15 protein-coding genes are annotated in these 23,563 nt (G+C 30.7%); 5 read left to right on the plus strand and 10 right to left on the minus strand.

Annotation, left to right across the window (positions count from 1 at the left end):
• Positions 1–261: 261 nt before the first annotated feature.
• The 4 genes from IMCC3317_RS05480 to IMCC3317_RS05495 all read right to left on the minus strand — a co-directional run bounded on the left by IMCC3317_RS05480 (position 262) and on the right by IMCC3317_RS05495 (position 4,471).
• The gene (locus IMCC3317_RS05480; protein WP_160128505.1) at positions 262–2,940 is read right to left on the minus strand and encodes a carboxypeptidase-like regulatory domain-containing protein; all 2,679 of its coding nucleotides are present in this window, start codon (positions 2,938–2,940) and stop codon (positions 262–264) included.
• Positions 2,940–3,683 carry a GLPGLI family protein gene (locus IMCC3317_RS05485; protein WP_160128506.1) on the minus strand — a complete coding sequence of 248 codons (744 nt, stop codon included), beginning with the start codon at positions 3,681–3,683 and terminating at the stop codon, positions 2,940–2,942. The genes IMCC3317_RS05480 and IMCC3317_RS05485 overlap by 1 nt, the downstream gene beginning before the upstream one ends.
• A 52-nt stretch (positions 3,684–3,735) precedes the next feature.
• Positions 3,736–3,984 carry a hypothetical protein gene (locus tag IMCC3317_RS05490; RefSeq protein ID WP_160128507.1) on the minus strand — a complete coding sequence of 83 codons (249 nt, stop codon included), beginning with the start codon at positions 3,982–3,984 and terminating at the stop codon, positions 3,736–3,738.
• A gap of 226 nt (positions 3,985–4,210) precedes the next feature.
• On the minus strand, positions 4,211–4,471 hold the full coding sequence (locus IMCC3317_RS05495; RefSeq protein WP_160128508.1) for a hypothetical protein: 261 nt from the start codon (positions 4,469–4,471) through the stop codon (positions 4,211–4,213).
• A 396-nt stretch (positions 4,472–4,867) separates the two neighbouring features.
• Here IMCC3317_RS05495 and IMCC3317_RS05500 point away from each other — a divergent pair, with 396 nt between their 5' ends.
• Positions 4,868–5,314: a hypothetical protein gene (locus IMCC3317_RS05500; RefSeq protein WP_160128509.1), complete on the plus strand. Its 447-nt coding sequence runs from the start codon at positions 4,868–4,870 to the stop codon at positions 5,312–5,314.
• On the opposite strand, the gene IMCC3317_RS05505 is transcribed toward IMCC3317_RS05500, so the two are convergent.
• Genes IMCC3317_RS05505 through IMCC3317_RS05515 form a run of 3 tightly spaced genes read right to left on the minus strand, consistent with a single transcriptional unit; the run spans position 5,311 to position 6,335 of the window.
• A complete protein-coding gene (locus IMCC3317_RS05505; RefSeq protein WP_160128510.1) occupies positions 5,311–5,505 on the minus strand; it encodes a hypothetical protein in 195 nt (64 codons plus the stop codon). The two genes, IMCC3317_RS05500 and IMCC3317_RS05505, sit on opposite strands and share 4 nt — an antisense overlap.
• On the minus strand, positions 5,489–6,184 hold the full coding sequence (locus tag IMCC3317_RS05510; RefSeq protein WP_160128511.1) for a hypothetical protein: 696 nt from the start codon (positions 6,182–6,184) through the stop codon (positions 5,489–5,491). Before IMCC3317_RS05510 ends, IMCC3317_RS05505 begins: the two co-directional genes overlap by 17 nt.
• Positions 6,159–6,335: a hypothetical protein gene (locus IMCC3317_RS05515; RefSeq protein ID WP_160128512.1), complete on the minus strand. Its 177-nt coding sequence runs from the start codon at positions 6,333–6,335 to the stop codon at positions 6,159–6,161. Before IMCC3317_RS05515 ends, IMCC3317_RS05510 begins: the two co-directional genes overlap by 26 nt.
• A gap of 260 nt (positions 6,336–6,595) precedes the next feature.
• Here IMCC3317_RS05515 and IMCC3317_RS05520 point away from each other — a divergent pair, with 260 nt between their 5' ends.
• Entirely contained in the window at positions 6,596–9,271 is a 2,676-nt protein-coding gene (locus tag IMCC3317_RS05520) for a hypothetical protein (protein ID WP_160128513.1), read from the plus strand.
• Between the two features lie 130 nt (positions 9,272–9,401).
• Here IMCC3317_RS05520 and IMCC3317_RS05525 read toward each other — a convergent pair whose 3' ends face one another.
• Positions 9,402–10,937: a T9SS type A sorting domain-containing protein gene (locus IMCC3317_RS05525; protein ID WP_160128514.1), complete on the minus strand. Its 1,536-nt coding sequence runs from the start codon at positions 10,935–10,937 to the stop codon at positions 9,402–9,404.
• 472 nt (positions 10,938–11,409) lie between these two features.
• On the opposite strand from IMCC3317_RS05525, the gene IMCC3317_RS05530 reads away from it, so the two are divergent.
• The 3 genes from IMCC3317_RS05530 to IMCC3317_RS05540 all read left to right on the plus strand — a co-directional run bounded on the left by IMCC3317_RS05530 (position 11,410) and on the right by IMCC3317_RS05540 (position 14,012).
• Positions 11,410–12,435 carry a caspase family protein gene (locus IMCC3317_RS05530; RefSeq protein WP_160128515.1) on the plus strand — a complete coding sequence of 342 codons (1,026 nt, stop codon included), beginning with the start codon at positions 11,410–11,412 and terminating at the stop codon, positions 12,433–12,435.
• Complete coding sequence (locus IMCC3317_RS05535; protein ID WP_160128516.1) at positions 12,432–13,388, plus strand: caspase family protein; 957 nt, start codon at positions 12,432–12,434, stop codon at positions 13,386–13,388. Before IMCC3317_RS05530 ends, IMCC3317_RS05535 begins: the two co-directional genes overlap by 4 nt.
• A 171-nt stretch (positions 13,389–13,559) precedes the next feature.
• Positions 13,560–14,012, plus strand: coding sequence for an FG-GAP repeat domain-containing protein (locus IMCC3317_RS05540; RefSeq protein ID WP_160128517.1), 453 nt, complete (start codon positions 13,560–13,562; stop codon positions 14,010–14,012).
• 644 nt (positions 14,013–14,656) lie between these two features.
• Here IMCC3317_RS05540 and IMCC3317_RS05545 read toward each other — a convergent pair.
• Both IMCC3317_RS05545 and IMCC3317_RS05550 read right to left on the minus strand, forming a co-directional pair.
• On the minus strand, positions 14,657–18,232 hold the full coding sequence (locus tag IMCC3317_RS05545) for an amino acid adenylation domain-containing protein (RefSeq protein ID WP_160128518.1): 3,576 nt from the start codon (positions 18,230–18,232) through the stop codon (positions 14,657–14,659).
• Between the two features lie 475 nt (positions 18,233–18,707).
• Positions 18,708–23,537, minus strand: a complete 4,830-nt coding sequence (locus IMCC3317_RS05550; protein WP_160128519.1) for a RecQ family ATP-dependent DNA helicase — start codon at positions 23,535–23,537, stop codon at positions 18,708–18,710.
• Positions 23,538–23,563: the final 26 nt, after the last annotated feature.

Raw genomic sequence — 23,563 nt, forward strand, 5'->3', positions numbered from 1 at the left:
TTAAAAACCTCAATTTCACAATCGAGGTTTCCACTTTCAGAATAATTTAGTTTTACGATTATTACGGTTTTCTAAGTAACTATTCTGTTTATTATAAGCACAAATAAAGAAATATAAGTATCAGTAATGTTTCAATAATGACAGCAGTAAGAAAACCTACTATGAACCATTTGAAACGCTCTAACTTTTAATACTCATATTCATTTCTTACGAAAGTGGGAATCCTTAGGTTAATTTTTTATTTGGTAGTATTGTAAATTTTTATAGTTTATACGATATTTTTAATAAAAATATTCTAGGTTGTATAAATGTTCTTTCGTCCGATACTAAGATGTTACTAAACGAGTTTCTTTGCCTAAAATCTACATTGAAAAGATTTGATGCAGATATTTCAAAACCCCATGCGCTATTCTCTTTTTGATAGAATAGTGAACTGTTTGCCACATCAAATGTATTGGTGTTGTTCAAAGTTTTGTTTTGGAATTCTTCACGCTTATAATCAATTTTGAAAATGAAATCATTTAAGAAATCATAACTAAGATTAACATTGAAAACGTCATTTTCAAACTTAGCATTTGTATTTGCTTTATAACTTGAAAAGGTTTTATTATATCCAATACCGATATTTGGATAGTATTTAAATCGTGTGCTTAGTCCGCTACCTATTGTATAATTATTTGAAGTATTTTCAATCAATTCATCATTTACAGACGTAAAGAAATTGGAAAATGAAAGGCTTGTTCTTGCTGATAGTTTTACTTTTCCATAGCCTTTTTTTAGTGAACCTCTAAAAATTACAGATTCGTCAACGGCATCAAGTAAAATAGGAGTTAATATATTATCAATTCCTTGTATCACATTCGCAGTTTTCAAATTTCGTGTGCTTTTACGATAATTTACAGACAAATTGTATTGTATATTTTTGAACATGCTGAAACGGTAGTAACTAATACGTGCGTTGTGGTACAATTCATTTTCTAAGGTTTCGTCTCCTCTGTATATGTTATTAAAATTTGTAAGCGTGAAACGATTTGCGAATTGTGTAATGGTAGGAAAACGTGTTTGTAAACTGTAATTGAAGCTTAACACTTTGGAACTATTAAACTCAATCTTTGTCATGAACTTTGGCAATAGAACCGCTTTAGTTCGTTTATTCTGTTCCGTAAACTGTTCAACACCCCAAAAAAAGTTGTGATACGTTAAGCTTGGTTTTATCGTTACGATTCCGCTTTTAAATTTGTAATCGATACCGAAATAAATATCGTTGAAATTTACCTTTGATTGATTTCCAAAATTACTATCTGAAAAATCATTTGTTGTACCATCTTGTAATAACTGAAAATCAAATGTAGAATAGCTATCATTTACAACATTTGCGCCCGTAGTAAAATATAGATGGTTCAACTTGTTTAAAACATAGTAGTATTTTCCAACGACTTTAAAAGAATGTGTTTTGCGCAGTTTGTTACTATTTATATCTAAAATTGCTTCATCTTCAATAGGAAGTAAACCGTTTAAAAATGATTGATCGGTTTGCCAATTGGTTTTTGGTTGTGATCTATTGAAACTGTAATTTAAAACTACACTTATTGTATTGTTTTTATTGAATTGCTTGTGAAGTTCTATATTTTCACGAAATGAAAAATCGTCAATTCGTTCATTTTGATTGATCGATGAATTTATAAAATCTGATTCCGTTAAAATGTTTCCTTGCGAAGTATTCTTTGATGCTTTAATGTTTGATTCAAAAAGTAATTCTGTATTTTCATTTGGAGCGTAATTAAACGCAAATTTCCCAATTCCAAACTTATTTATATTGTCAAATTCGTTTCTTCTGTTTTCAATTAGGTTGTCACTCGCAATATAGTTGTTAGTTGTTGTAGTGAGCGTTTGCAGCTTGTCATTTGACAAAATACTGTACCCTGTTAAAGATAATTTGTTGTTGAAGTCATGGGAAATATTTAATGCGCTGAATTGGTTGGTGTTCTCTACAAAGTTTTGATTGTCTAAAAATCGAGTAAAATCATTGTCAAACAATGACATATACGATTCAGTATTTGAAAACAGTTTACTAATTCCACCATTAAAATCTAAATAGTCTTTAAACGTAAAAGACTTCTTTCCTGTGTTATTAAAATCCGTTATCATGTTCAATGATGTTTTTGGACTGTAATAATATATTTTTGGGTTCAAAATATAGCGTTCTTTAATACCCGTAGCCACTTCAATATCGCCAAAAACAAATTTCTTTTTATCTTCTTTTAGTTTTATATTCATTATCATTTCTTCACTATCTTCCAATCCTTTTAAGAATGAAACATCTGAATAGTTGTCAAGTACTTCAACTTTATCAACCACATCAGCAGGAATATTGTTAACAGCAAGCTTGCTATCGCCTGTGAAAAATTGTTTATTCTCAACTAGCACACGAGAAACCTTTTTACCTTTTACCGTTACGTTTCCTTGTTTGTCAACTTCAACAGTTGGTAAGTTTTTGAGTATATCTCTAAGCTTGCGTTCGTCCCCTGTTTTAAAGGCATCAACTTTAAAAGACATCGTATCTTTTTTTATGACAACGGGCGGTGTATAATTTAGTGTAACTTCTCCTAAAGACTCAGTATCTTTTTTTAGGGAAACATCAATTGTTTTTGATTCTATTGCTTTATATGTGATCTCATGCGGAAGATACCCAAGATAACTAATTGTTATTATATAGGTTTCATCTTTTTCAAGCTTCAATTCAAAAAACCCTTTATCATTAGAGATTGAAAATTTCATTGTGCTATCGCCTTGTGGTTCTGCAATGATATTTGCATTAGTCAATAGTAAATTGGTAGTATTTTCTTTAATTGTACCCGATAGCTTTATATTTTGACTTAACGTAGTTGAAGTAAAAACAAGAAAAAGTAATATGAAATATGTTAAGTTCTTACTTATCATTAATTTTTATTATCAAGCATTATAAATCCACTAGCTTTTTCAACTTTTTTTTGATATTCCACTTCTGTAATCTTTTCCCCTTTAAGAATAGGGATTTCAACTTGATCTTCACTTAAGAATTTTATTTTATATACGTAGAAAGTAAAATGTGAATCTTGTAACTCTAATATCAGACCTGGCAAATTATTAAATTCTTTAATTCCAAAATTCACGGGAATTTGAGGTGTATACCATGCAATAATATTGAATGTAAATTTTTTAGCAGGATTAACAATTGTTTTGGTTTTATATGCCTTATAACATTTGTATTTACCAATCATTTTAGTTTCTTTAGTAAGTGTCCAATCTGAGGAAGATTGAGTATTTGAAGTGACCAAAAATTGTTCTCCAAATGAGTCTGTTTGTCTAATAACAGTTTGATTTTGAAGATCAGTTAAATAATTACCACCACTAACAACAACTTTTGCATGGCTATGTCCCATAGGAGAAACATCATTTTCTAAACTTTCATCTATATAAAAATATGATTTTTTCCCTTTAAACTTTAAATTGAAAATTATGCCCTTAGATTGACGCATGAGTTCATCATTAAGTTTATCAAATTCATTTTTTTGTTTTGTTGAATCTCTTTGATTTTGCATGAATTTATATACTACATGACCAGCAACACTCTTTTTAGATTGAGAATAGACAGCAGAATTAAAAAAACAAAAAACAGTAAACAATAAATATATTTTTTTCATCATAATTAATTTTAATACTAGGCTACCAATAAAGGTAGCCTTTTTAATTTGTTTAGTTAGCATCCAATATCTCTTGCATTGTGTAACCTTCACATAAAGCATAGGCTGCATTCATGTGAAATGTAGCTGCATCTATTGAATACCCTGCATTAAGTGATTGATGCATGACGATATATGCTCTATCCTCACATTTTTCAGAAGCATCATTCTCAATAGCTGTATCTTCTGATACTGACGCACTAAAACTCATAGTAGCACACATCAATAATAGCACCAAAGATGCTGAAAATAATTTTTTCATACTGTAATCAATTTAATTTATTGCCTACTCTTGGAAATGGTTTTCGGCGTTCCCATAAATTAGTTGCAACACAATTTTAGAGAAATAAAGAAAACAATATACAGTGCTTAACTACAAATAAACTAAAAAATTGCACACGTATTTAGGGGATTATTCCCCTAAATTTATATAATTAAGCATTCTTTTTTGCCTTAATAAATTATTGGTAACACATAAACCCATAGAACTATGATATGCCTAAAATTTGATTTCTTGTTTCAACCGTTTTTTTAGTTTTTTCTTGGGTTTGAATACACAATTCCATAATTGCATCTTCAATTGCTTCATTTTGGTTAAGACCAGTAAATACATTCCGAATCATTGATGAGCCATAGGCTGTTCCATTTCTATTAGTTATTTTTTTCTCTTTTAAAATTTTTAGTACACCTGCTGTGTAGTGATATCCTAAGATTTTTTTTAGTTCCTTACGCTGTTCTTTGTGTATCATACATGTTATTATTTAGGTTAATTAGCAAGGCGATGATGCTATTGCTTTTGCCTTCAATCGCCTTGCCCTAAACAACAGTATTAATGAAATACTGCTTAAATAACACATCTTGAATGTTTGCACTCATATTCGGAAAAGTGCTTATGAAAAAAGTTAACCTAAAAAATGAATCCATTGTCAACGTGTTACTTGTTTTTAATTAATTAGGATTGTACAACACAATTTTAAAGAAATAGGGAAATTTCTATACGCAATCAACCAATAAAACTTAGCATTATGAAAAAACCGTTCATAGTATCAAAGACTAAACAAAACGTTTTATTACATTTGTTTAAGACCGAAACAAATATAAGTAAAATTATATAAAAACAATAATAATTATATAAAATGTATAATATGAATATTAATCGAATACAAAAAGCTATGAAAGAATTGGATGTTAGTGGTTATAAAATCCAACAAGTTAGTAATGGTTTATTGTCGCAAGTTTCGGCGGATAAAATTAAAAATGGAGTGATCGATAATCCAAGAGAAAAGTCGCTCAGAATTTTAACTGATATTTTATGTACTGAATTTAACGTTGCACGTGAGTGGCTTACAGAAGGTACAGGAGAAATGTTACTAGAAGTAGATGAATCGAAAGATATTTATTTAGAAAAGTTTGGTGTGCGTTTTGAACTGATTGAATTGGTAGATCATTTTGTGAAAAATAAAGAAGCGTATTATGAAAATTCTGAATATCTAAAATTATTCATTAACGACTTAGCAGAACAGAAAATTAGAAAACGATTAATAGAGTTTGGTATTATTAAAGAACAGACGACAAAGGACGAAAATCCTTAGATTGCAAATATAAATCCATCGGGTAAACGGCTCAAATAATGATCGTTTTCCTTTCTTTTTCGCTCCACTTCTTTTCGGAGTTCTTCTACTTTTTTCTCGATTTCTTCAATCTTAGTAAAGTAATCTTTATCCTCAACAAAACCATCATTATGCAAGCGTTTGAGAATCTCTTTTTTATCCTTTTCTTTCATGTTTGATTTCTTTTAGTACATCCCACATTTTTTCTTCACTTTCTGATTTAGTATTGTTAAACATAAAACCTATCAAACTTCTGATATTAAGCATGAGTGATTTTATGTGTTTATACCTTTGGCTAGTTATTATAATAACAGCATACGCTAGAATAATAGATGTGAGGATTGAAAATATCATATAAACATATTTTGGAAAGTCGTCATGCGAGAATAATGCCCATGATATAAAATATAGTGATATAGATAGTAAAGTAGTATGAAGCAAGACTTTTCCTTTTTTAGAATTATTTACTTCATGAAAAACCATAATCAAATTAAAGAGTGAATATATAAATAACCCTACTGCCCAACCGATTTCTCCAACAAATTGTTGAAAGTCTAAAAAACCTAAAAACTCTTCATTCGCTTTTACTTCTTTAAGTTTTTGCCAAGCTAAATCAGTTTCAACTCTTTTTTCATCATATTTTATATATGATTCCGTTCCTATTGATTCTTCTTTAAGAATATTTAAAGCTTTAGTTCTCTTTGCTTTTTCTGTTTTATAATTTTGATAAGCAGTTTTATATTCTATTGACTGATCTTCGATAAATTCATGAATAAAAAAAGCGGTAGCACAAACCACCGCTAAAATAATATACAGCAGATTTTTTCTAACCTTCGCTATTATCTTCATCATCGGGTTGTGTCCCACCACTAGAGTTGACACTATCTTTCTTGTCTGTTGCTTGGAATTCTTCATATTCTTGATCTGTTACACTATCAGGTGTACAACTGTTAAAAAATGACACTCCCAATACTACTAAACTAATGATTACTAACTTTTTCATGATTGTTTGATTTAATAATTAACATTAAATCAAATGTATATGAAAACAGTTTTAGTCAGAAATTTACATAGCACTATTACTGTAAAGTTGTTGCTAAAATAGTATTATTATACATATAACAATAATTAAATATAAAGAATTTTCATTCATTTTATTGAATTATGGTTTTGCCTTACCAAGGAAACAGTAAAAGCCATAAGACAGAATATATTAGAAATAATCTATTATATTGATATCTTTACTTACTAAAATAACTTCCATTGAAAAAAATTGTTTTTGATACTAATGCGTGGCTAAATCTTATTGAAAATTTTGAAAGTGAATTTTTGGAAATTTTGTGGGATAAGATAAATAAGCAAGAAATTATTTTTATAATTCCTGAAAACGTTTCCCTCGAATTCAAAAAAAAAGTAAAGAACATCAGAGATAAAACAATTAATGATGAGCAGTTTTCTTCTACTGAAGTTGATTCTATTATATCAGGTGTGGAACAAATACTTGACAAGTCAGAACAGCTAAAAGCAAATAGTGAAGGTATAGTTGAGTGGATCAATAGTAAAACTGCTCCAAATCATAATGCAACAAATTTTGAAGATACTGCAATCCTCAATACCTTACTTACGCTAGAAAAAGGAAGTACATTTTTTTTCGTTTCAAGAGATAGTGATTTCAGAATTAATAAGAATTGTTATGAACTACACCCTGATATTAGAGATAAGTTTGATGAAAAATCAATTAATATAAACTTCTATATTGATTTTAAGAAGCTTTTTGCAAAAGAGAATCTATTTATAAAAACTAGTTCCCAAACATCTAATGAACTCTACGATTGGAAAGTTATAAAATTAAGTGTTAGCAGTAAAAATATTTATGAAAAATTAAAATCATCAATTGATTATTATTTTAAAGAATTGGATTTTATTCCATTATCATACTTATGTAATATTTATCCATTTAATAATAATTCAGGTAATGAAACTTATTTTAGAAATGATATGTTAGTTACAAATAATTCAGAATTATATGATTTTTTTGAACAATCACTAATCATATCTGATACAAAAAAAACTAAAATCAATCATTCGTATTTTAATTCTAAAAAAGAAATAAATGAATACGAGAAAATACTTAATATTTTGAATCAAAACTTAGTTTTTAAAGTTCAATATGAAAGGAAAAAAATTAATATAAACTTTGAAAAAAGTACTAATAAAAATTGCACATGCTATGAATGTACTTTTAATAGGTTTGATGTAAAGGCACTAATAAACAAAATTATTTCTGATGAAGATAATTCACCCAAGCAAATGCTGAAAAAAGCATTCTATTATTATAAATCTAATAAATTATATGAGTGCTTAGAAATAATTCAGAAGATTTTAACAACCGTTAAGAAAACTGAATATCCAATAATTCATTCCATTGCCGAATACAATAGAGATATCCTCAGAAAAACTTGGTTTTCTGGCGACGCTAGATTTTCAGAAGAAAGAGATAAGCTTAAACCTAAAAGTGAAAAAACATTATTGAAACAAGGATTACTATCTATTACTGGATACATAATCTACACTAAATATTTTGATTATAAATTTTATGATTTAATTGAAGATTTTGAGAATGTTAAAAAGAGAAGAGTTACACACCAAGGATTAGGAAGTTCTTTTAATTCAGATGTAGAAAATAAGAATATTCTTAGATGGGCTGAATTTTATAATTTTATTTCAAAAAACTCTATTTTCTTCGAGTACTATTCAAATACTGCAAAGTTTGCAATGTATACTTTTGACTTATGTCTTCATGCTATGAAAGATAACATAGTTAAATATAAATTACCGCAATATATAATTTGTATGACAATGCCATATATTAAATTGAATGATTATGAAAAAATGTTAACCAATTTAGGAGTTGAAAAACTTAATTATGACAAAAAAATAAATAAATACTTATTTTCTTTCTTTGAATCAAAAATAAATAACTTAAAAGAGAACTTAGAGGTATCTAGTACTGATTTCATCGAACAACATATAAAAGAGATCATGAAAGTTGTTTATTTACAATCTTACTTATCTTTATCCAAAAAACAAGATGAAAAAATAATTAATGATTTAATTATTTTAATTGAATCTGAGAATGATATAACTAAAAAATTAACTTCAAGTCTAAAGTATTTAACTCAGAGAAAACTTGAAAGGTTTAATGAAAAAACAGCACAAAAAAGTATTACAATAATCTTAAATTCTGAAATTGAGTTCGATATTGATTTAACATCACTTTTTACGCTTTGCAAAAAATTTAAAATAAAACTACCTGACAAGCATTTTAATGCCTTTTTAGTTGATAACATATATGAATTGACTTCTTTTTTTAAAGCTTTTGTATTTTTGAACTTATATAAAATAGGAAGCGAAAAACAAAAACAAGAAGTTTTAAAAAAAGTTCATCAAACTTTAAAAAATATCCAGACTTTCGATCAAAGACTCTATTACTATTTCATCTATGAAAACATTTTTCCTTTAAATGATTTGTACTTAAATAATTTTAGACAAAAATTAGAAGTTACAATTCCAAAAAATAAAGAAAACTTTTTTGGAAAAACATACGAAAAAAAGATAAAAAGAATTGAACTATTGGACGATTTCATAAATCATATTAGCTTATATTATTATAAGGACAAACAACAGTTTTTAAGTCCATTTTTAAACCATTCTAATTATTACAACTTTTTGATAAATCCAAATTCAATAAATAAAACTGATATAGAAATAGAGTGGTTTTACATAGCCTATAATAATTCTCCTTATGCAATTAAAAGAATATTAGATAACAATTCAGTAGTAAATAAGTATTTTACCAAAGAAATCTCTAATTCACGAAACGAAAAGTATTGCAGAGCCTTTTTGGATATTCAAAATTTAAAAATAAATCAATTATAAAGGCTTTCTTTAACTATTCATAGACATTGCTTTTGACTGTGTCCTAAAAACTCGTTAAAGTTCGTTGAGTGTCTTTTGAATACTCATTGAATACTTCTTATAAAAACTACTTCTCAAGTGTTACCACAGTTTACTCTTTTATTAACTTTAAGATTTTTTTATTGCCAATTTTTAAAAAATAAATACCATTTGAGTAATTTTTGATATTAACTTTTTCATTATTAAACAAATATCCTGTCATTATTATAGAGCCATTAATATTATAAATTTTGTATTTCTCTATTTCATTCAATCCGAGTATTTGGAAATAGTCTTTTGAGGGATTAGGAAATAATTTGATAGTCAGATTGGTACTATATTCTAAACTTAAAATGGATGAACAGCCTAACCTTGTAACATACCCTATATTTCGCCCGTAATTAAAATAATAGCCTCCTACTAGTATTTTATCATCTGATTGAACAGCAATACTATTCGAAAAATTATCACCAGAACTTATATTTATATCTTGACGACCATCTCCATCAAAAGTAGTATCTATTGATCCATCCGAGTTTATTCTTGTAACATATCCTATATTTCGTCCATTATTAAAAAAATATCCTCCGACTAATATTTTGCCATCTGATTGAACAGCTAAGCTATTCGAAAAATTATCACCAGAACTTATATTTATATCTTGACGACCATCTCCGTCAAAAGTAGTATCTATTGATCCATCTGAATTTATTCTTGTAACATATCCTATATTTCGTCCATTATTAAAAAAATATCCTCCGACTAATATTTTGCCATCTGATTGAACAGCAACACTATTCGAAAAATTATTACCAGAACTTATATTTATATCTTGACGACCATCTCCGTCAAAAGTAGTATCTATCGATCCATCTGAATTTATTCTTGTAACATATCCTATATTTTGCCCGTTATTGAAATAATATCCTCCTATTAATATTTTACCATCCGATTGAACAGCAACACTATTCGAAAAGTTATCACCAGAACTTATATTTATATCTTGACGACCATCTCCATCAAAAGTAGTATCTATCGATCCATCAGAGTTTATTCTTGCAACATATCCTATATTTCGTCCATTATTAAAATAATAGCCTCCTACTAGTATTTTATCATCTGATTGAACAGCAACACTATTCGAAAAATTATCACCAGAACTTATATCTATATCTTGACGACCATCTCCATCAAAAGTAGTATCTATCGATCCATCCGAGTTTATTCTTGCAACATATCCTATATTTCGTCCATTATTAAAATAATAGCCTCCTACTAGTATTTTACCACCTGATTGAACAGCAACACTATTCGAAAAATTATCACCAGAACTTATATCTATCTCTTGACGACCATCTCCATCAAAAGTAGTATCTATCGATCCATCGGAGTTTATTCTTGCAACATATCCTATATTCCGTCCATTATTAAAATAATAGCCTCCTACTAATATTTTGCCATCTGATTGAACAGCTAAGCTATTCGAAAAATTATCACCAGAACTTATATTTATATCTTGACGACCATCTCCGTCAAAAGTAGTGTCTATTGAACCATCACACTGAGAATGAGCAAAAGTTGAAAAAGTAAATAATATATATATCCATCTATTTACATTTACAGTAAGAATTTTTATTATGTTTTTCATAAGGTTTTTATCAATATCTAAAAGTAAGAAAATTCAATATCTAATCAAAATTATTCTATCCAGAAAGTTTCTAAAGTCGAGCTTTTTGATTGAGGATTTGAAAGGTATTAGTGTATTTGTAAATGAGCATACTTCATTTTAATAATATTTAAAATATTTCTGAATACCTAAGAAGGTCTTATTTTAGTTTTGAAGCTAATGTGCCTATAAACTAGTACTAATATTTCCATGTATCTTAGTTTAAAGAAGGAACTTTTAATCTTTGAAATAGAAAAAGTGAAAAATTAAACTGCTAAAAAGTTTGCTCTTTTGATTTTCAAATTCATAAAATAAAAAAAACTACTTATTAAGATGTGATTTAAAAAAAATTAAATATTGATTCACGTAGAACGTTTCAATCATTTTTTGTAAGTTTATTTTTTTATATTTAATTATAACATTTTCTATTAATTCAAAAAATGAAAGTATAATAATGTTTCCAACCAAAAAAGCACTATTAATTGGAATTGATAATTACGACTCATCTAAACTAGTAGGTTGTGTAAATGACGTTATAAAGTTAGACTATCTTCTCTCGATACATGACGATAAATTTCCAAATTTCGAAAGAAAACTAATGCTAGCACCTTTGAATCAGAATTCTGTAGTTATTGAAAATGATCAGAAAGAAGAGTTTTTGAAAATTAACACAAACAAAATGTTAGAAGGTATTAAAGAACTCTTTAGTCATAAAGCGGAATTAGCTCTTCTATATTATTCAGGACATGGTTTTATAAATGAATTTGGAGGTTTTTTAGTGGCTCAAGATGGCGAAAATTACGATGCTGGAGTTAGAATGAGAGATATTATGACAATTATTGAAAGAGCAAGCAAGAAAAAAATAATACAAGAAATAATTGTAATCTTAGATTGTTGTCATTCTGGACTATTTGGAAATGTTTCGGATTTAGAACCAGAAATTGCTAAAATACCTCAAGGAGTTACAATTATAGCGGCTTGTGAACATTTTGAATTTGCAACATGTAATAGCAGAGGAGGTATTTTAACTAAGGGAATTTGTAATGCCTTAAATGGCGGAGGAGCTGATCCTCTTGGAAATATAACAGCTATGTCTTTGTACAGCCATTTAACGGGCTCATTATCTAGTGCTTGGAGCACTCAAACTTTAGTTTTTAAGACAAATATTACTAAAAAATATAATATAATAAAAAAATGTCATCCAGATTTCGAATTCTCTATCTTAAAGCTGATTCCAAATCTATTCAAAGATATAAATTATGAGTATATCCTGACTCCATCTATGATTACGATAGATGAATGTGGAGATCAAATTTTAGATGGTATAGCAAAAAGATTTCTAAAATTAATGAAATTGGGAATGATAGAGATAATTGGGAATGAAGATATAGTCTATGCAATTATAAATTCTTCTAAATGCCGTCTTACTCCTTTAGGACGATATTATTGGCGCAAACTTAAAATTGATAACAAAACATGAAAAGAGCTCTTTTAGTAGGTATCGATAAATATAATCAACACGCAAACTTAGATAATTGTGAAGAAAGTGCTATCCAATTAAAAAAAGTATTATCAAGAAATGCAGATTCCTCTCCAAATTTTGATTGTAAATGTCTAATATCTTCTCAAATTGAAATTAGCAGATTATCTATTAAAAATGATTTAGAGATATTAGCAAATAATTTAGGAGGAATTTCTCTATTCTATTTTGCGGGACATGGAGTTATTTATGAAAAAAAAGGTCATTTAGTACTTCAAGATTCTAATTATCCTGATGATGGAATATCTATAAGTGAGTTGGTAGATATTGCCAATAAATCAAAATCTAAAAATTTTATTATCATTCTTGATTGTTGGTTAAGCGGCTATGGTGGAAATTTATTCTTCTGTGATTCATTTTTAGGAGTACATTTGAAAGAAGGAGTTTCGATAATTGCATTGAGTGGTGTGACTGAAATAATTGAAAAAAAGAAGAAGCAACCAAATTTTTTTACTCAATTAATTATTGAAGCTCTAAATGGAGCAGCATCAGACTTAATAGGACGTATTTCTATTACTTCAGTTTATAGTTTTTTAGAATCATCACTTAAACCACTAGGGCAAAAACCTATACTAATAGCTAATACATTTGATTCTATTGATTTAAGATTAGTTGAGCCTAAGGTTTCTTGGAAGTTGCTTAGGAAGCTCTTGTATTATTTCAGAAATCCCGACTATGAATTTGAATTAGCTCCTGATTTTGAACCGAGTTCAGATAGTTGTTTAGCAGGGAAAGTAGATGTATTTAAAGATCTTACGAAGTTTTGGTCAGTTGGTCTTATAAAACCTATTGATGAAGAGCATATTTATTTTGCGGCTATTAATAGCAAAAGTGTTAAATTAACTTCAATTGGAAAAATTTATTGGAAACTATTAGAAGAACAAAAAATTTAATAGATAATAAAAATTCTCATTGGGCTATAATAGATAATTTGGAAACTTTTAGAGTTAACATTTCAAACATAAAAATATAAGTTAATTATTGTAAATAAAAAATACAAAGTTACTTATGAAATGTTAGATAATTTATGAATCTCTTATATTAGTAAATAAAAATATCGTTGCATGAAAATTAATGAAACATTAAGGCATTTGTATTTATTAGTGATTTTATTAAGCTTATCTTTAAAAGTGTCTGGTCAGGATGCAAAACCAATGATAAAGGATATAAATAGCAAAACGCTCAATAAAATTCTTGCTGTGGAATCCACAGACATCAATAATGATAATTTCACCGATATAGTTTATATAAAATCTGTTAATAATACTTGGTCGTTAATTGGGTACTTATATGTTTCTATAAATAATAAAAATGGTGGGTTTAAAAATCCAATTGAAATAGCTACTTTTAAGGGATTAGTTGTTAATAGTGAATCAATTATTCTTGGTGATTACAATAATGACGGGAATTTAGATATTGGTGTTATATTAACGACTGGAAACTACGGAGATAGCTTTTATTATTGGGAAGGAGATGGTAATGGCAATTTTCAAAACAAAACAACTTTCAAACAATAATTAATAAAATTTATTGAAAATAAAAAAATCCTAATATCGTTGTTGGGATTTTATCTTAATAAGAATTTCCTTGGTTCTCCTAAACTGAGTCTAAACTACTTAGAAAGTTTAATTCTAATAAAACAAAATTCTATAATATATAAAAGTTTGGATAATTCAATAAAATTAGTATATTCGAGCTATTGTATAATCAAGAAAGTGAATACACAAACGAATACGTTTTAGTCAAAACATAATGAATTAAAGACTTTAAAGTATTGATAATCAATATCAACATTTTTAGTCGCTGGGTTCATAACCCGGAGGTCACGAGTTCAATTCTCGTTCTCGCTACAACGAAACCCATTGAAAATCAATGGGTTTCATCTTTTTTAAGCACTACCTCTTCTCAAAAAAAGTATCTTTTTTAAATTACTTAATATTATATGAATCTCTTAATCAATAATTTACAAGTATAGACTTTAAGAATAAAAGCTTCTTTTTGAATATTTCTACATTTCTCACTGCTTTAGTTACTACACTTTCATCAGTGTTATCTCTTCTCAGGTTTTCACCTTTACATGTTTACATGTTTACATGTTTACATTGATTCTATTAAAATGCTCAATACAGGCGTTATCAAATGTCAATTATAAAATAAGCTTTCACTCCAAATCAACAGGAGAAAGTACATGCTGTCGCTGATCTACAATTCGTCCAATAAGCCATATAAATGCCTCCACTTGTCCATTTAACACACAGGTTCCATTACAAATGCTATTTAGCAATCCTTGTACATCCGATGATTGCAAAGCGGAAACTGCATCTTTATCAGTAAGAAGCAATGAACAAGAAGGCAAATCAGAAACCTTGTGAGTACTCAATGTGACGTTTCCATCTTTAACCAAAATTGTAATTGGCTCAGAATGCTCTGAAATACTAACAGCTATGGCGAGATTTGGAGTTGGAACAGAAACTTCAGCTATCGATTCTTCTAGATAAGCAGCGAATGCATTTGCCCAAACCTCAACATCAGCGCGCGTTATATTTGAGTCCTTCACTTCATCATTTGTTGCAGCAAGTTGCGCATCCACTTCACGTTCCGCTTCGATGAGCGCTTCTAGCGTTTTGTCAACGTCTTCACGTGTATGAGCTGCCGAACAAATAAGTCGTAAGCGTCCGCGTCCGCTTTCCACAATTGGATAAGTCACTGCCGATGTTTGAATGCCACGCTGATATAAACCTTGTACTATTGCGTAAAGTTTATCCTTGTCGCTAAAATGAGGCGTGATAATGGGTCCGTCTCCAGTTCCCAAATCATATCCTGCATCTTCGAATCGCTGGCGCATGTAACGCGTTGTATCCCACAATCGCTCACGCAATGCGTCATCAGAACGAAGGCGTCGCAATGCCGTAAGTGCTGCTGCTATATCCGCTGGACTAACAGTAGCTTGAAAGATGTAAGCTCTGGAAGACGATTTCATAAGGTCAACATGTTCTTGGCTAGCCGCAACAACTCCGCCAAGACTACCTAAAGCTTTGCTGAGTGTTGTCATGATGAAATCCACTTCTTCAGTAACGCCTTGAGCAGCACAAATACCAGCTCCACCTTTACCATAAAAGCCAAAAGAATGCGCTTCGTCCACTAAAACGAGTGCGTTATATTTTTTTGCCGTTCGCACAATTTCTGCAACTGGAGCAGCACCTTCACCCATACTATATACACCTTCTAAAACCACTAGAATACTATGATATGGAGATACTTCCGACTCAAGGACAGCCTCCAAATCAGATACATTGTTGTGTTGGAATGTCCTAATTGTCGCACCGCAAAGACGAGCACCATCAACAATGGAAGCGTGACAGAGCTGATCGATAACTACAACATCGTTTTTCCCCAGAATCCCTGCAATTGCTCCGACATTGGCTGTGTATCCTGTCGGAAATAAACAAGCACTAGGCTTTCCTACTAAATCGGCAAACTCTGCTTCGAATTCCAAGTGTTGATTGGTCATACCTGACGCTGCCGCAGAAGTTCCCATTCCGGTACCAAAACGTGCTAAGGCGATAGAAGCTTCATCAATGACTTTTTGATCACGATTCAAACCAAGGTACAGATTGGTCGTCCAAATAACCGCTTCTTGTTCTTCATCATTGTAAGCATCGCCAACGATACCTCTAGTGCCACTTCCAGTTCGCAATACTTTACTATACGGATTTCTGCGATTGTCGTTCACCATACGTAAGACTTCTTGAACCAGCTTGCTCTTATCTGTAACGCTCCATGAAGGTGCTTTCGCAGCCTGAAATGTCGGATGACTAGACTGAATATGTGTTTGGAAACTAGCAAGTGAATCCGCAGCGACACTAGGAAGTTTATCTGCTGAATTTGTATCGATTCCACTTCCCGTCTTATTAATTATATAATTGATTAGTGCATTTGGAGTAGCATTTTCAAGAATCGCTTGCGCTGATAATTTTTGACCTAATGATTTACTAAGTCTACTACTCAATTCCAATATCGATAACGAGTCAATACCAAGTTCATCAAATGAATCGTTTGGTAATACTTTTGCTGGATTACCTAGATTAAGAATAGTAGCTACTTGACCTTGAATAATGGATAGTATTGTTACCTTTTGTTCGTTGTTTGAACCTACTAAACGCTGTATCAAATTATTTTCAGCACTTGGATTTACTACAACTGTTTCTTGTTTTAAACGTATTTCTTCTTCTAGATTCATGAGTTTCTTACGATCGAGTTTGTCATTGGGTAACAGCGGCAACGCTTCTAGATGCTTCACAACTTGCGGAACCATATATTTTGGCAATCGTTCAGATAGATAAGATTTAATTCTCGTCTGTGTTACCGATTCATCACGACTTACCACATAAACTATCAGTATTTTTTGACCAATTCCTCCATCTACGGCTGCCGCCGCTGCTGCGTCAACACCTTCCATTGATTCAAGTGTAGACTCAATTTCTTCAAGTTCAATTCGATAGCCTCTGATTTTTACTTGTTGATCGACTCTGCCAAGAAATTCGATTTCTCCATTTTCTGTCCAGCGACATAAATCGCCTGTTTTATACAACCGATTATCTGGAATCAAATCACTAGGTTCCATCTCAATGAAACGTTCTTTAGTCTTTTCTTCATCGTACAAATATCCTCGTGCAAGTTTATTTCCTGCAAGGTATAATTCTCCTGCAGTTCCAACAGAAACAGGTTGCATAGCATCATCTAAAATATATGCGCGTGAGTTTGTCACCGACTTTCCAATTGTAACAACCTCAGTACCAGAAGGAACTTCGGCAATAGTTGAATAAACAGTATCTTCAGTAGGACCATATGCGTTTAATACTCGTAAATCTGGCTTTAGTGCATACACTTGTTCAACCAATGAGCGTTTGAGCGCTTCGCCTCCAAAAACTAAACATTTTATTCCTTTCGGTAATTTTTCTGTCGCCAGTAATGCTTGCATTGATGACGCAACCATGACGCATGTTATGATCTGATCTGATGCAGGAAGTTTTGTTAAGTCTAATGCATTTTTCGCTAGAATTATAGTGCCACCAAGCGATAGCGTTCCCATAATTTCTAGCACCGAAGTATCAAAACAAACTGATGCGCCAGCAAATACTCCTTTTAGTTCTTCATCACTGAATAGTTCGCGCATAGATTGACTCATGGACACAATACTACTGTGCTCGACAGCGACTCCTTTTGGTTTTCCCGTTGAACCTGAGGTATAAATTACATATGCTAAATCGTTCGCAGATGGATGTACCGAACTATCCGAATGATTCCCTAATTCATTGATCCAAATTAATTCATTCACTTCATTACATAGCTTGGCTGATTTGTCAGTATCAACAATAGCAGCCACAGCACGAGAATTTTTCAACATGTATCGAATCCGATCTTGTGGATATGCAGGATCTAATGGCACATATGCGCATCCGGCTTGCATGACGCCAATTAGCGTAGCAACGAGTTCCCAAGAGCGATTCATACACACTCCGACTAACGAACCTGTTTTTATACCACGATTTTTGAGTTCTCCGGAAACCTCATTCACTCGTTTCATGAGAAGTTTATAGTCAATTTTTGTCTCGCCGTCGATAATTGCTATTCGTTCTGGATGTTTTAGCAGTTGCCTCACAATGAGTTCACAGATTGTTGTTTCTAAATTATCGTTAGTTTTTTGAGCTATTTTTTTCTCTTTTATTTTAACCATCTATTACTTTTTTTTAAAAATTGATTAGTTTGATTTTAAAAAGTAAATGAATTGGGGAACTAGTCGTTTTTTAGTTCTTCATGCAATGAAGTTAATGTGAAAAGACTAAAAAGTATACTACTAGTTTATATACATAACTTTTGTATTCTTAAACAACCATCTAGATTCGCTAAGAATTATTTATATGTTTAAAAATACAAATTTTTCCGAAAAGAAAACTTACCCTTTTAAAATTTCAAGTATTTTTTCTGTGTTTAAAAATCTGTACGGTGAATGTAGTGGTGGAAATGAGTCTGTTTTATTGAAAGATGTTACGTCGCTCCGCTGTTAGAATCAAGAATTTAGATTTGATTCTAACTATCTGATAAACGGATATATTTTTGATCCAATTAGATGTAATAGACAAAATAGTTGGTAATTGATTTTCAATAGTTTTCATTTTTTGAAACATAATATCTTATCAAAAAAAGTAGTTTCAACCTTCGTTTTTAACAAACAGCAATCTCGGCAACACAATTTTATATTCTTTTTCTTCTTCTTTATCATACCAAAAGACAAGATATTCAACAGAACCACTTACCATTTGATACCCATCTTTTTCAAAAGTAACGTGTGTCTTTTCCATAAAACCTTTTGAAAAAAGTGATATATTTCCAATATTCAACTTTGCCAATCCTAAAGCTTCGTTTGTTGGAAACTTTACGATATCTCTTTTTAATTGCTCTCCGGACGTTAATCTTGAAATTCTATAAGGCGCGCCATATCCTTTTTGAGATTTTAAGTAAATATCTTTGTGTCCTAAAACCATTTCAAAAGACGAAGGTTGTTGCGTAGTTCCTTCAAAGTGTATTTTTTCTAATGCGTTATTTCTAAATTCATCAAAAAAGTTGCCATTACAATGTAATTGTAGACTTAGTTTTGCGCGTGAACAACCAACATATAATACTCGTTTTGCTTCTGCTGAGTCAAATTTATAATCTTCCAATAATACATATACATGATCAAATTCTTTTCCTTTTGCTTTGTGCATCGTTGCAATAACAATTGCCTTGTTATCTATATTTACAGCATCTTGCATTTTAATTTCACGTATATAATCGTACCAATCTACCAATAATTTACTTTTTGGATAACTCTGTTCAAACCGATAAAAAATAGCCATACACGTTTGTAAATGAATACTCGTTGCGTGGTTTGCTTCAAAACTCTTTTTCGCTTCATTCCAAAAAGTATCCAAAATAAATCCAGCTTCGTTTTTGTCTTTTTTTAAATACTCAGTAAACGTCCGTATTTCATACAAATCTGCAAGTCTGAAACCATCCAATCCTGTAATTAATTTTGTTTTCTGTCCAGCACTTTTCAGGAATGTTTGTACCAATAAAGCTTGTTTGTTTGTTCTGACTAAAACTGCTCTTGTTCCTGGATAATTGTCAGTTATCAACCTATTTACAAGTGATTGTTCCAAGTATTTAGAAGTATATCGAATCAATTTTATGTTAGAAACAATAGCTTCTTTAACAGGTTGTAATGTTTTTGTTTTTAACCGAATGGGTATTTTTTCTAATATTTCATTATTAAACTGTACAATGTGCGAACTACTTCTGTAATTTTTAATCAAAGTATACGGTGTAGCATTGTATGTATTTAAAAAATTCATCATGTGATTGTTTGATGAACCTCTAAAACCATAAATATTCTGGTCGTCATCCCCCACAGCAATCACTCTAATGTTTCCAGCTTTTTTGATTATTAATTGTATCAATTCCCATTCGTCAGCACTTACATCTTGAAATTCATCTAATAACAAGACACTTTTATTTTCTATGGAAGTGATATCAATTTCTTCCTCTTTTATTGCTTTGATACAATCTTTAATGACGTTTTGAGACTTTTCTAAATCGCCCAATTGTCCTAATAATTGAAAACAAAACCCGTGAAATGTGGTTATTTTTATAAATCGAGCATATTCTGGGACTAATTTAATGGCTCTATCTTTAAATTCTAAAGAAGCAGCTTTGGAGAATGTCAGCATCAAAAATTGTTCAGGTTTTATGTCTTCTAACAATAATAAACTGGCAATTTTATGTACTAAGACTTTCGTTTTTCCACTTCCTGGACCAGCTAGAACAAGAATGTTTTTTGAACTTCCGTCATTTACAATTTTTGTTTGATCGACATCTAATTCGCCCAAAATTTCTTTTAAACGCTTCGGACTTACAGGTCTACTAATTTCGTTTTTTCTACGCGGAAAATACGTTGCCAAAAATCGTTCATAAGGCAGTTTAAAATACTTGTCAACAAACGATAACGCATCTTTATAATTTTGAAGTCTGAGTTTAGCATATTCACCAACAATGTGTATTTGCTGCGTTTTATGCATATAATGCGTTTCCATTTTACTGTAATTATCTTTTGTAAATCGTGGAATGGAATCATCGATATCTTCAATATTCAATCGGTTGTAAAAAACCATAAAACCGCCTTCTAACTGTATGGATTTTATTTGATTGAGATACAGCAATGCGCGTTCATATTGCTTCATATCATAATTCTTAGTTGCTCCAAGAAGATCCGAAGTTTCGTTTTTCTCTTTCAATTCCAACATGGAAAAACCAACAGGTAAATCTCTCTTTTCCTTATTAGTCTGCTTATCTAGTTGCTTTTTGTAGAGTTTCTTTAAAATCTTAATAACATCAACAGCCAATTCATGTCGCCACTCAATATCTTCTGTAATAGCTTCGTGATCTTTGACTTCAATTTTATACGTTTCTGTATCTCTATTGACACGCCTTTTTTGAATAAAATTTCGAATTTCCCAATAATTAAGAATATTTTTTATATCGCTAATCGACGTTTTTTCAACATCGGAATCCATCAAACACTGATTCAATTCACGCAAAGAAATAGTTATATCTTTTTTGATGAATTGTTGCAATGCTTTTTCAATAACTAAATAGCGTTGCAGAATGTTTTTTGAACCATTTGACGATTGAACCAAACTAATGAAAGCCGTTAAATCTCGTGCGTCGCCTAAAATTTTTAAATTTCTAAGAATTTCAATGACATCGTTAATTTCTTGAAGCTTTAAACCTGTTCGCTCCGATAAATAATCAATTCTACATTCATCATCTTTTATAATTCGTTGTAAAACTTTAGCGCAATGTTCAAACTGATTTTCAGATACTAAAGGACTTTTTTTCAATCTAACAAGTGCTTTATCTAAATTTGAAACCAATAAACTATTCGCATAAACACTCGAAGAATTCTGTTTTCGTTTTAAAAACCCTTGGTCTTCCAACGCAGCAATCGATGTTTTTACTTTGCCTTCTAAATCTTTAATTTCCGTGTCCCAACCTGCTTTTTGCGCAATTTGTAAAGCAGATTTACTAATATTTTTATTCGTTCTATATTTTGATATATATTTTAAAGCTTGCCAAACTTGTTGAATTTCTTTTTGATTGATTTTTGTTTGTTGTAAGAGACTAAAATGCTTGTTTAAATCATCTTCATTAAACAACACATAACACTTTGCTTCTATTTTTTCGTCTCTTCCTGCACGACCAGCTTCTTGTGTGTAATTCTCTAAAGAATCTGAAATATTATAATGAATCACAGATTTTACATCTTCTTTATCAACGCCCATTCCGAAGGCAGAAGTGGCTACAATGATATTTTTGTCATTATTCATAAAAGCGTCCATGTGAAGCTTTTTGACATCTTTGTTTAGCTTTCCGTGGAAATATGTAACCTCAAATCCTCGCTTTTGAATTGCTTCATGAATTTCTTCCACTCTTTTAGTTCTTGAAGCATAAATAATGGCAGGTTTTTCGCAATCTTCCAACAATGAAAGTAACTTGCTCATTTTATGATTCGGATCTTTTATGTCAATGACTTCATATTTTAGATTGACACGATTTGCTCTTGTTACATATTCTGTAAGTTGAATGTTTAATTTTGATTGAAAATAGGCTTTTATATCTTCAATTACTTGCGGTTTTGCCGTTGCTGTAAAACAAGAAACAGGAATTTTTCCAGAAGTTTCTGCTAATTGCAAGTTTTTTATGAACTCAGCGATGTATAAATAATCGACTCTAAAATCTTGTCCCCAAGAAGAAAAACAATGTGCTTCATCAATCACAAATCGGGCAATAGAACGCTGTTGCAATATTCGTAAAATGGTTGGCGAACGCAACGATTCAGGAGAAATATATAGTATTTGGGCATTTCCATTTTCTACACGCTCAATCGCATCTTGACGCTCCAAAGGCGATAATAATCCGTTAATCGCAATTGCTTTTGTTATCCCAAACTTTTTTTCCAAATTATCAACCTGGTCTTTCATTAAGGAAACCAACGGAGAAATGACAACGGTTAATTGTCGAGACAACGCGCCTTTCATCAAAGCAGGCAATTGAAACGTTAATGATTTTCCGCCACCAGTAGGAAAAACGGCTACGAAAGATGCTGCGCCAAGTCCGGCAGTTACGGTTTGTTGTTGTAGACTCACGATTTCCTCAGCATCAAAACTTCTAAAATTATCATAGCCAAAATAGGCATATAACGCTTTCCGCGGATTTAACTTAGCGTTACAATAGGTACAGTTTGAATCTCCACAATATTTAAATCGAATTTCATCTAAAATAGCTTGTGTTTTAGGAAATGTTTTCCGAACCCAATTCGGTAAAATAGCATTTTCTTTGGCACTAATTAATGCAAGTACATACGCGAGTTCTTTTGGATTGTTTCTGGCAATTTGAGTGATGTCTGAACTAACACATATTGTATCTTTAAAAAGTGCTTTTAGTGTAGTGTTTGAAAGTGTTGTTTCGGTTTGAAAGTTGACCGATTGCAAGAATCCTTTGTACGAAGCTGAATTGGAAAGTAATATTCCGTACAGTTGTTTTAAGTCATACGGAAGTTCATTGAATTTATTTTGTTCTTCATTTAGTAATTCTTCCGTAAGGATACAATCGGAAAGTGGATTGTTATAATCGCTATCATTTACAATTTTATAGCCTTTTACAAGTTTGTGATACGGATTTTCATTAAATAAGATTGGCGACCAAAGTAATGTATCTACTATTTTTTTGTGCTGAAAAATTTCGTTTCCTAACACTTTTTCCAACAACGGAATGTCATGCGCTAAAATATTATGTCCGCAAATATATTCTGCGGCAATAATAAAAGGTTTTAATTCCGCAACGGAACTTGTGTGCAATTTTTGCGTGCCAAACAACGCACCAACATCTTTGATTTTGCCTTGTAGCGTAGTTTCAATATCTATGTACAGAATCTTTTTTTCCATATAGTATATTCAGTACGCATGCTTTT

Source organism: Kordia antarctica, from assembly GCF_009901525.1.
In the GTDB taxonomy this organism is placed as follows: Bacteria; Bacteroidota; Bacteroidia; order Flavobacteriales; family Flavobacteriaceae; genus Kordia; species Kordia antarctica.